The organism is Streptomyces sp. NPDC088354 (assembly GCF_044753585.1).
Lineage (GTDB): Bacteria > Actinomycetota > Actinomycetes > Streptomycetales > Streptomycetaceae > Actinacidiphila.
Map to the genome: position 1 here is coordinate 1 of NZ_JBIVNJ010000092.1, position 9528 is coordinate 9528.

A 9528-nucleotide genomic window follows, 5' to 3' on the forward strand; every position below is an offset into this window, starting at 1 on the left:
CTACGCCGTCACCAGCCTGACCGCCGAGCAGGCCACCGCGGCCCAGCTCGCCGAACTCGTCCGCGACCACTGGAAGATCGAGGCCCTGCACCATGTCCGCGACACCACCTTCGCCGAGGACGCCTCCCAGCTGCGAACCGGCAACGCGCCCCGCCGGCGGGCACGGGGGAGCGTGCGGGGAATCCCGCCCACTGCCGGATCCGCGCGTTCGCCTCGACCTGATGCTCGCGCAGCCGGACAACGCTCACGCCTGCTCCTCCTGATGTGACGGCGCGGAGGCCATTGCGACCCCGGTCCCGCTGTTCACCCCGTGCTCCCCGTCAGCATCCCAGGCTGTACGGACCGTCGGCTGACGCATCGCATCAGCAGACGCAACGCCGTGGCGATCCACCTTGCTTGGCGCCGGTCCGGACGGCTCTGCGCTCGAGCGCTTCCGGCCCCGAGCCCACCCCGGCCTGGTCTGGTCTGGCGCGCCGCGGCTCATGCGCCCCGCGGGCCGCGCGTGCGGGGCGACCTGGCCGCTTGGTCGGTCATGGGTCAGTGGACGCGTCCGAGGTGGATGACGTTGACGCGGATCTTTTGTTCGCTGATCTGGTACATCACGCGGTAGGCGCCGATGTGGATGCGTAGCAGGTCGGTGCTGCCGAATGCGCCTTCGGGGCGGGGGTCGGCGGCGAGGTGGTCGACGGCGGTGAACACCTGCCGTACCCCGTCAGGGTCGTCCTTGGCCAGGCGTTCGGCCTGGGCGAGGGCCTCGGGTTCCCAGATGACCTCGTAGCTCACGCCTTGCCCTCGCCGAAGATCCGCCGGTAGGCCTCGTCGTGCGGGATGCCGGCGTCCTCACCGCGGGCCTGGCGCGCGCGGTAGGCGGCCAGGGCCCTCAGTTCCTGCAGTTCCAGGGCGTCGGCGGGGCTGACGAGTATGGCGACGGTCTGGCCGTGGTCGGTGATGGCGACCGGTTCGCGGGTAGCGCTGACCTCGCGAGCGATGGCGCCGAGGCGGGCCCGGGCCTCCACGATCGAGTACGTCGTCTCCGTCATGTACACCACCTTACACAAGTGTGCACATGGTGATGAGGGCATAGGAGGGAGCGCTGGTTTCCGGTCGGCAATCCGTGGAGTGCGGTGGTCGGCTGCGTGCGATCCGGGAGCTCGCGCCGGCGGACCCTGGTGCTCGCGGAAGTCTGCGCCGAGGAGGCGTGCGGCGGCTCCGCGGGATCGGGCAGGGGCTACGCCTTCCGGCGTGCCGTCCTGGCGGACAGGCACGGCGTCGACACCGGGAACCAGGGTCTCTGCCCGTGGAGAGTCCGGTGATGCCGCCCTGTTCCCCTGTGGCAGCTGCGTCCCGGAAAGGCCACGGGTACGTACCCGTACCCCCAATAGTGTCGTGCAGCACCACGAACGGAGGAGAGCCCCGTATGTCCGATGCGAATGTCCGGATCCCGGCCGAGGCCCGGGACCGGCTGGCGGAGATCGCCGCTGCCGAGGGCCTGTCGCTGCGCGCCTACCTGGCCCGCCTGGCCGACAGCCTCCTGACCCCGGCTGAGCGGGCGGAGCGTGCCGAGCAGGCCCGCGCCGTGCTGAAGGAGTGGAACGGCTACGCCCCCACCCGCGCGGAGCAGGACGACCTGGACGCCGAACTCGACCGCCGTCTGACCCGGGCCACGACCGCCCGGTGAGCCAGGTCGTGCACGTCGTCCTCGACGACACCGCCCTGGTCGCCGCCGGCCGCGGCAACCGCCTCGCCTCCCGCCTCATCCACCGCGCCCACGCCGAAACCGGCTGGTACCTGTACGCATCCGCCTGCGCCCTGGTCGAGGCCGACCGCGCCCGCCCCGGCACCGGCGAGCACATCGCAGCCCTGCCCGGCATCACCGTCGTCGACCTCGACCTGCCCGCCGCCCTCGCCATCGCCCACGAGACCACCTGGGCCGCCGCCCACACCCAACACGCCGCCCTACCCGCCCCGGAACGCCCCGACGGCGCGGTCATCGCCACCGCCGCCCCCGGCCGGTGGGCCGGGCAGCCGGTGAGGGGTCTGGACCTCACCTGACGGGCGTCACGCCTGATGTCTTGCCACAACTGCGGCCTGCCGAGGACGGATCGATGATCAGCGTTGAACGTGCGGCGGAGCTGGCCCGGACCTTCGTGGACGAGGATCCGCTCAATGCCCGCGTGGAGTTGGTGCCGATCGAGGGGTATGTGGCTGTGGCGGGTGGGGCCGCGTACTTCGGCTATCAGGATCGCCGCTATCTGGAGACCGGTGACCCGTCGTGGATGGTGATCGGCATCGGCCCCGTCCGGGTCGATCTGGAGACAGGCGAGTGCCACATGCTCGGCGCCATCGAGGCCATGGAACTGGACCTGTTCGACGTCGACGAGCTCGAGCTGATCGGCCCGGGCGGCTGGCGGCTTGTCCCATCCGAGCTGGTGGCCGCATGGCGGGCCGCCTTCGATGGCGAACCGGCTGCCGCAGACCTTGCGGCGTCTTGTCCGCAGTGCGGCGCGAGGGATCTCCACCGCTGGTACCGGGTGGACGGCCCCCCTCGACGAGGTGTTCGACGGGGTCCGCGCCGTGGCATACGGCTGGCGCACCGAGTGGTGCGCGGCATGCCACCTGTGCCACGAGGACGGCGACAGCTTCGTCCCGGACTTCTAACAATCGCCGTACGACTTACCCGAGGCATACAACATGAAGTTCGCGCCCCGGTATGTCGAAGCCGCCCGCCAGAAGCAGCTGGAAGCCAGACAAGAGCGGTGAGTTCGGCTGGTCCTCTTATGGCGCGGCTGGGTTTTCACCCCACCAGAGGCATGCCGCGCCTACCCCGGGACCCGGCTGCGGGCTGCGCCGAACCGGGGACCGGAACTGCCTCGTCGTGTCCATCCGGGAGGGCAGGCATGGCTGGGGGGCGTCGACGAACCCGATCCAGGTCCGTCACGATGACGCGGACACCTCGCTTGCTCACGTCCTAGCCGTCGATCCGATTGGCCCCGGCCTGCCGGACAGGCTCGGCAGCCACGCTCCGGCCGGCGTCGGGTTCGTCTACGGGGTCATGCTGATGACGGGCCTTGGTCCCCTTGCCGGGGAACCCAGCCACCGGAAAGGCACGTCCGGACGGGCGGGCCTCAGGCCGCCAGGCGTCTCGCCGTGATGGGGTCACGAGGCCGGAGGGTGCTGGGCGTGGCCGGGCTGCACCTGCACAGCGGGACGGTCGGGGCACACGGCGGAGCCCGTAGTCGCTTCGAGACGGCTGCCCGCCACAGGGCGAGGGCGGCTGGTAAAGAGGCTGGGGGCAGGTCAGACTGAATGCAGCAAGCCGAGGAGGTGAAGGGGAGCGTGAGCGTTGCCGCCGAAGATCATTTGGGGCCGTGGACGGTTGAGGACGTCCTGGCTCTGCCCGAGGACCCGCGCAACCGGATCGAGCTGGTCGGGGGCGCGCTGATGATGAGTCCTGCTCCCGGTCTGGCCCACCAGTGGGCCTCTTACCGCCTGCACGTGCTGCTCGAACAGGCCGCCGAAGCCGCCGGTGCTCCGGTGCTGGTCTTTGACGCGATCAACGTCCTTGTACCGGACGGCCTGATGATCTCGGACCTGGCCGTCGTGGACGCCGGCGTGGACCTGTCCGGCGCGGCCGTCCACGCCCACGACGTCATCGCCGTGGTGGAGATCGCCTCGCCCTCCACCCGGGTCACGGACCGGAAGATGAAGCCCGCCCTGTACGCCGCGGCAGGCATCGCGCACTACTGGCGCGCGGAGCTGGAACCGGCACCGCGCCTGTACCTGGGCCACCTCGAAGCCGGTACCTACACCGACCGGCTCGTCCAGGCCGGCGAAACCACCGCCGTCACCGAGCCCTTCCCCTTCGACATCGACCCAGCGCGCCTCACCCGACGGTAAGGGCGAGCGCGTTCGCCGCTGCCGGGGTCGCTGGGGCAGTCGGCGAGCAGCACGGTGCCGTCGGTGCAGCGGGCGGAGAACTGCGGTACCCACCAGAGGGCCGGAGGGCCGTCATCAGTGGTGGGGGGTCGGTGCCGCCCCGCCTGCTGGCCAGGACTGCGTTGGCCTGTGAGGGCGGTCTGTGGTCACGCTCCTGGACTGGCGGTCAGCCCCGCTGCTCGAGCGACGATTTCGACGAAGTGCAGATCCCGAGAAGACATGAATGTTGTGAGCTGCAGTTCCATCCTGCCGTAACTACTCGCGGAGATGATCAACCTCTTGCCCTCCAGATCCACCTTTGCCAACTGAGCCAAGGGGATCCGCAGATCGTCCTGACCCGTCCGGTGAATGACGATCGCACGCAGGTCTGCTGCCACCCATCCTCCGAGGATGCGTCGCCGTGGTGCGATCTGCGGGCCGAGAGGTGCTGTCGCATCAGCGACTGCCGGGATGGACGGTTTCGCTGCCGCGCGACTGGGAGAGCGCCTCTGCCGAACACCGCCGCTGCTGGTTGTGTAGGACACACCGGGGGGGATGCGAACCGTAGTGGTTCGCCGGCCGCTGCTGTTCAGCGTGACCCGTCCGCCTTTACCGCCAACGCTGAGGCTGGATGACTTGTTGCCGAGGCGAACGCGTACGCCGGGCGCGACTTTGAAGGATTTGCTGATCTGGATACCCATGGAGCCCCCCGAGTGTGCAGAGGTGTGACGGTATCGGGAATGTGAGGCAGTTGTTGTCGTTATGGGGTCTTTCCGCACTGAAGTCCCTCGGAAGCCTCACGCCAGGGATGCGCGCTGGGAGGCTGCTCCGGCGTTGTCGACGGCCCCGGCCGCAGCCTGACAGGCTGCTCGTTGCCGAGGCCGTGCAGGACCGCCAGGCCCATCGCGGACGGCTGCGAAAGGCACTGGCGCACTGGGCGCACGATTCCAACAGGGCAGCCTGGCCGGACGGGTGGCCTGTTGCCGGCCCCGGCGCTGCCGACTCCCGCGCCGTGCGCAGTATTCGCCGTACCCCTTTGGCAGCCTGCGTCACATCCTGACCGCCATGGCGCGAGCTGGGCGTGTGGCCCCGTTGGAGATGCTCGTGGTGCGGGTGTCGGCGGGTGTGCGGGGCAGGCCTGTCAGCGTGGGGCGGTACCTTCGCGTCCATGGCAGATGTGCAGATGTCCGTCCGGGGTTTTTCGCTGCCTGCGGAGTGCCCGGACGGGTTTGCGGTCGTGGATGTGGAGACGTCGGCTCTGGATCCGGGCAGTGGACGGGTGCTGCAGGCCGGCGTGGTCCACATGGACCCTCGGGGTGCGGTGCAGGGGGAGTGGACGACCCTGGTGGACCGGGGCTGTGATCCGGGGCGGACCGACATCCACGGCATCACGCGGGAGATGCTCACTGGTGCGCCAAGGTTCGTGGACATCGCACCGGAGCTGTTCGCCCGGCTTGAGGGGCGGCTGTTTGTCGCGCACAACGCGCAGTTCGACTGGCGGTTCCTGGCCGCGGAAGCTGCGCGCGCCGGGCTTGCGTTGCCTCCCGCGCGGCGCTTGTGCACGCTTACTCTCGCCCGGCGCTTGGAACTGCCGATTGCGAACGCGAAGCTGGCAACGGTTGCACGGCACTACGGCGTCAGCCAGGTGCGGGCGCACGATGCGCTCGACGACGCCCGGGTTGCTGCCGGTGTCCTGTTCCCCATGCTGGCCGACGCAGGGCGCAGTTACACGCCGGTGCCGTTGGTGGACTGCCGGCGGGAGAGCGCCCCGGTGATCTACCGGCCGAGGCCTGCGAAGGTTCCGTGTGCGTGGGCCTACCCGGGGCGTGCTACGGAAGGGGAGCCGTTGGTACAGGGGATGAAGGTTGCGATCACAGGGGACACGCGGTTGGTTCGCGAGGACCTCGCGGCGCAGGCGGCTGCCGCAGGCCTGGACATGACCGGCAGCTTGAGCGGCCGGACGAGTCTTCTGGTCACCAATGACGCCTTGAGTGGGTCGGGGAAGGCCCGGAGGGCTGCCGCCGAGGGAACCCTGGTGGTGACAGAGGCCGAGTTTCTTCAGCTGCTTCGCGATGTGCGGCCGGGGATGTCGAAGGAAGCTGCCGCGGCCAGGCCGGCCCAGCCGCGGGTACCGAATCAGGCGCCGCTCGGTGCCGCCACGGAGCAGCTTCCGCTACACGGGCAGCGTGTGCTGGTGATCGGCAAGCCGCACAAGGAAGCGGCCGAGTTGCGGGCACGCATCAGCGAGCACGGGGGAACAGCCGCAGTGAACTTCAGCAAGAGCGTCACGGCTGTCGGCCCGCTGGGGATGGGAAGCGGCGGACGTGGACGTCGTGGCCTTCTGCGTCGACGAGACCGAGCAAGTACGAGACGACAGCGACTTCGTCTTCTTCAACCAGACCGCCACTCCGGAAGGAGCCGCATCCCTGTCGGTGGACGGTCCCGCGGAACAGACGGTCCACCTCGACCTGGAACGGATCCCGGCGGACGTGGCCCGCATCGTCATCGCCGCTGCTGTCAGTGCCGGCAGAACCTTCGGGGAGGTCGGCGCCATCGAGCTGACGGCCCGGCCCGCAGGCGGACATGCCCTGGTCGCAGCCACCCTCGACGCGGCGACGAGCGAGCAGACCCTGGTGCGGAGGTCTACCGCCGAGGAGGCGTGTGGCGCCTCCGCGTGGTCGGGCAGGGCTACGACTTCGGACTTGACGCCCTGGCGGACAGGTACGGTGTCGACGTCGAGGACTAGGTTTCCAGTCCGCAGAGGCGGTGCACGGGCGGTCCCGTACGCAGCCAGGCCCGGACGCGTACGGCTGCGCCGCCGATAGGCTCGAGCTGCGTGTCCGGGGTGTACCAAGGGGCCCTGTCGGAGTCCTGCCCTACAGTGCGGCGCGTGAACACTCTGCCTGCTGAGCTCGCCGCGCTGCTCGGCGCCACGGACGAGCGTCGTGCACCCGTGCGCCTGCCGCCTGGCACGACGGTCCACGCCGATGAAGGAGACGGTCCCCCAGTCCTTTGGATGAGCGACGGCGCCGCCGATCCCGACATCTGGGCCCAGCTGTGTTCTGCTCACGACTCTCTCGGCCTCTGGCCGCTGCTTCTGACCGGTCTGGATGACGACGAGGATTTCCGCCCCTGGGGGTCGGGTGAGCTCTGGCTGGACAAGCTTTCCGACCCCAGGTCGCACGATCCGCAGAGCCTCTTGTCTCGCTGGTGGAGCACCTACACGGCAGCGGAAGAAGGTGACGACGAACGCGACGTGGCCAGGTGTCTTGCGGTCACCGCGCCCTACGGCCAGATCTGGCCCGGTCTGGCACCGGCGGCTGCGGTGTGGACCTCGGCAGGGGAGCGGGCGGTTGCATACGCCGCAGAGCTTTTGGCAGCCGACCCTTCGATGCGCCTGGGGTTGGTGCCCGCTGGTTCTGGAGCGGAGGCGCTTCGGGAATGCCTGACCGTGAACGACTCGTGGGGTTTCCAGCACGGCGACTACGACGAAGCTGATGCCGCTGTTGCCGGAGACGTAGCCGCAGGCGGTGAGGTAAGGGCCCAGCAGAGCGGCGGTCCCGTTCTCCGCGATGCCGTCCTGCATGACCTTGACGGTGGTGGCACGGAACCGCCCGCGGCAGCAACCTGGCCGGAGAATGACCCTGGAAAGCCTCGCCCGCAGGCGGCTGCGGCGATCATCGGCGGCGTTGTCATCGAAGCCTGGGCCCGGTTCGGCTTCACCGCTGCCCCGGTACCACTGACGACGCCTGCCTGCACTTGATCATCACCTAGGCCCTCCCCGCCGGCCTACACGGCCCGCCTGTTCGACGCCCAGGACGCCGGCGAACAGCAGATGCGCGCTATCGCCGCCGAGGGCCTGCAGGAGATCTACTTCCGCGACCGCGGCCGCCGCGCGCAGGGCTGGGCCTGCAGGTGGAGTTCACCGACATGGGTCTGATGCAGTTTCGGGTGACAGGTTCGGTCACGCGGCCTGGAGGGCCGATGTGGTCATGACGGTCTCGAATTCGATGGGGTCAGGCGGCCGAGTGCGGCTTGTCTGCGGCGGCGGTGGTAGGTCCGCTCGATCCAGGTCACGATCGCGATCCGCAGTTCTTCGCGGGTGGCCCAGCTCCGGCGGTCCAGGACGTTCTTCTGCAGCAGGCTGAAGAAGGACTCCATGGCCGCGTTGTCGCCGGCTGCCCCGACTCTCCCTATCGATCCGGCCATCCGGTGGCGATCGAGTGCCCTGACGAATTTCCGGGACCGGTTGAATCCACCCTGCGATCCGCGATCGCTGTGCAGGATGCATCCGTCGACGTGTTCACGCCGGGCCACGGCGTTGTTCAGGGCGGCCACGGCCAGGCGGGACTTCATCCGCGCGTCGATGGAGTAGCCCACGATCCTGTTGCTGAAGGCGTCCTTGATCGCGCAGAGATAGAGCTTGCCGTCGCCGGTAGCGTGTTCGGTGATGTCGGCAAGTCATAGGCGGTTCGGAGCGTCAGCGGTGAAGTTGCGGCGGACCAGGTCGTCGTGCACCGGCGGGCCGGCCTTCTTGGTCCTGCCGCGCTTCTTGCCGAACACGCTCCACCAGTGGTTGTCCCGGCAGATCCGCCATGCGGTCCGGTCGGCCATGGCGGTCCCCGAGCTGCGGGCTTCGTCCGCCAGGAAGCGATAGCCGAACTCGGGATCCTCGCGGTGGGCGTCGAACAGCGCGTTCGCGCGACGAGCCTGCTCCAGCACGGCGTCGGTCACCGGCTTGTCCAGCCAGCGGTAGTAGGGCTGTCTGGCGAGCTTCAGCACCCGGCACGTGACCGTGACGGGCACCCCGTCCCCGGCCAGCTCCTTCACGAGCGGGTAGATCCTTTTCCCGGCAGATGCGCCTGCGACAGATAGGCCGCGGCCCGGCGCAGGACCTCGTTCTCCTGCTCCAGCAGCTTGATCCGCCGACGAGCTTCCCGCAGTTCCGCGCTCTCCTGGCTGGTCACCCCGGGCCTGGCCCCGTCGTCGATGTCCGCCCGGCGCATCCACTTCCACAACGTCATCGGGTGGACCCCGAAGTCGGTGGCCACCTGCTCGACCGTCACACCCGGCCCGCGGTTCCTCGCGACCCGCACGACGTCCTCACGGAACTCTTCCGGATAAGGCTTGGGCACAACGACATCCTTCCCACCCGCCCCACAGGGCAAGCCAGTTCAGATGTCACCCGATCGTGCGGCAGACCCGCCGGTGCTTCAGACAGCTTCCAGACGACATACCACATGTACGTCACCACCACCGGCAGCATCCCCACGCAGCCCAACGCCAACTGGGATAGTCCGGCTCAGGCGAATCTGCGATGCGATGCAGAGTTCGCCACGCCGGGCTGTGTCATCCCTGAAAGAAGGGCCACCCTGGAGTACTCGCTCTCTGACCCGAAGCACGGGGCGGCGGCTGCCGCGTATGGCTTTGCTCAGTCAAATCTGCGTGACTGGGCTCCGCTGAGTCGCGCTGACGGCCTCAGTTCCGCCAGCTGGGCGCGTACCTGTGGGCCTCAGAGCAATGAGCTTTTTCAGCGTTGCTTCTCCAGGGTGAGGATGGCTTTGGCTGCTGACGACAGGCGGTTGGGGCTGCAGCGGGCGTGGCGGAAGATGC

At 69.1% G+C, this 9528-nt stretch carries 9 protein-coding genes and 3 pseudogenes; 8 read left to right on the top strand and 4 right to left on the bottom strand.

Going from position 1 to position 9528, the window contains the following annotated elements; all coding sequences use genetic code 11:
- A pseudogene (locus ACIP98_RS41265) lies at positions 1-268 on the top strand (ISAs1 family transposase); the annotation flags it as partial.
- A 269-nt stretch (positions 269-537) separates the two neighbouring features.
- Here the strand turns inward: ACIP98_RS41265 and ACIP98_RS41270 are convergent.
- Together ACIP98_RS41270 and ACIP98_RS41275 are read right to left on the bottom strand one after the other, a co-directional pair.
- Positions 538-783: a type II toxin-antitoxin system RelE/ParE family toxin gene (locus tag ACIP98_RS41270; protein ID WP_401981876.1), complete on the bottom strand. Its 246-nt coding sequence runs from the start codon at positions 781-783 to the stop codon at positions 538-540.
- Positions 780-1040: a type II toxin-antitoxin system Phd/YefM family antitoxin gene (locus ACIP98_RS41275; RefSeq protein ID WP_401981878.1), complete on the bottom strand. Its 261-nt coding sequence runs from the start codon at positions 1038-1040 to the stop codon at positions 780-782. Before ACIP98_RS41275 ends, ACIP98_RS41270 begins: the two co-directional genes overlap by 4 nt.
- Before the next feature lie 377 nt (positions 1041-1417).
- Between ACIP98_RS41275 and ACIP98_RS41280 the strand changes: the two genes are divergently transcribed.
- From ACIP98_RS41280 to ACIP98_RS41295, 4 genes are all read left to right on the top strand, one after another.
- Complete coding sequence (locus tag ACIP98_RS41280) at positions 1418-1678, top strand: Arc family DNA-binding protein (RefSeq protein ID WP_401981881.1); 261 nt, start codon at positions 1418-1420, stop codon at positions 1676-1678.
- A complete protein-coding gene (locus ACIP98_RS41285; protein WP_401981883.1) occupies positions 1675-2052 on the top strand; it encodes a hypothetical protein in 378 nt (125 codons plus the stop codon). The genes ACIP98_RS41280 and ACIP98_RS41285 overlap by 4 nt, the downstream gene beginning before the upstream one ends.
- Before the next feature lie 402 nt (positions 2053-2454).
- Positions 2455-2658, top strand: a complete 204-nt coding sequence (locus tag ACIP98_RS41290; RefSeq protein WP_401981886.1) for a hypothetical protein — start codon at positions 2455-2457, stop codon at positions 2656-2658.
- Positions 2659-3336: 678 nt separating this feature from the next.
- Positions 3337-3897 carry a Uma2 family endonuclease gene (locus ACIP98_RS41295; protein WP_401981889.1) on the top strand — a complete coding sequence of 187 codons (561 nt, stop codon included), beginning with the start codon at positions 3337-3339 and terminating at the stop codon, positions 3895-3897.
- A 185-nt stretch (positions 3898-4082) separates the two neighbouring features.
- Here ACIP98_RS41295 and ACIP98_RS41300 read toward each other — a convergent pair whose 3' ends face one another.
- Positions 4083-4616, bottom strand: a complete 534-nt coding sequence (locus tag ACIP98_RS41300; protein ID WP_401981892.1) for a DUF4236 domain-containing protein — start codon at positions 4614-4616, stop codon at positions 4083-4085.
- Between the two features lie 482 nt (positions 4617-5098).
- On the opposite strand from ACIP98_RS41300, the pseudogene ACIP98_RS41305 reads away from it, so the two are divergent.
- From ACIP98_RS41305 to ACIP98_RS41315, 3 genes and pseudogenes are all read left to right on the top strand, one after another.
- Positions 5099-5596 (top strand): annotated as a pseudogene (locus ACIP98_RS41305) (exonuclease domain-containing protein); the annotation flags it as partial.
- A gap of 652 nt (positions 5597-6248) precedes the next feature.
- Positions 6249-6740, top strand: coding sequence for a TerD family protein (locus ACIP98_RS41310; RefSeq protein WP_401981896.1), 492 nt, complete (start codon positions 6249-6251; stop codon positions 6738-6740).
- A gap of 65 nt (positions 6741-6805) precedes the next feature.
- A complete protein-coding gene (locus ACIP98_RS41315; RefSeq protein ID WP_401981894.1) occupies positions 6806-7678 on the top strand; it encodes a hypothetical protein in 873 nt (290 codons plus the stop codon).
- Between the two features lie 201 nt (positions 7679-7879).
- On the opposite strand, the pseudogene ACIP98_RS41320 reads toward ACIP98_RS41315, so the two are convergent.
- Positions 7880-9050 (bottom strand): annotated as a pseudogene (locus ACIP98_RS41320) (IS3 family transposase).
- Positions 9051-9528 lie beyond the last annotated feature (478 nt).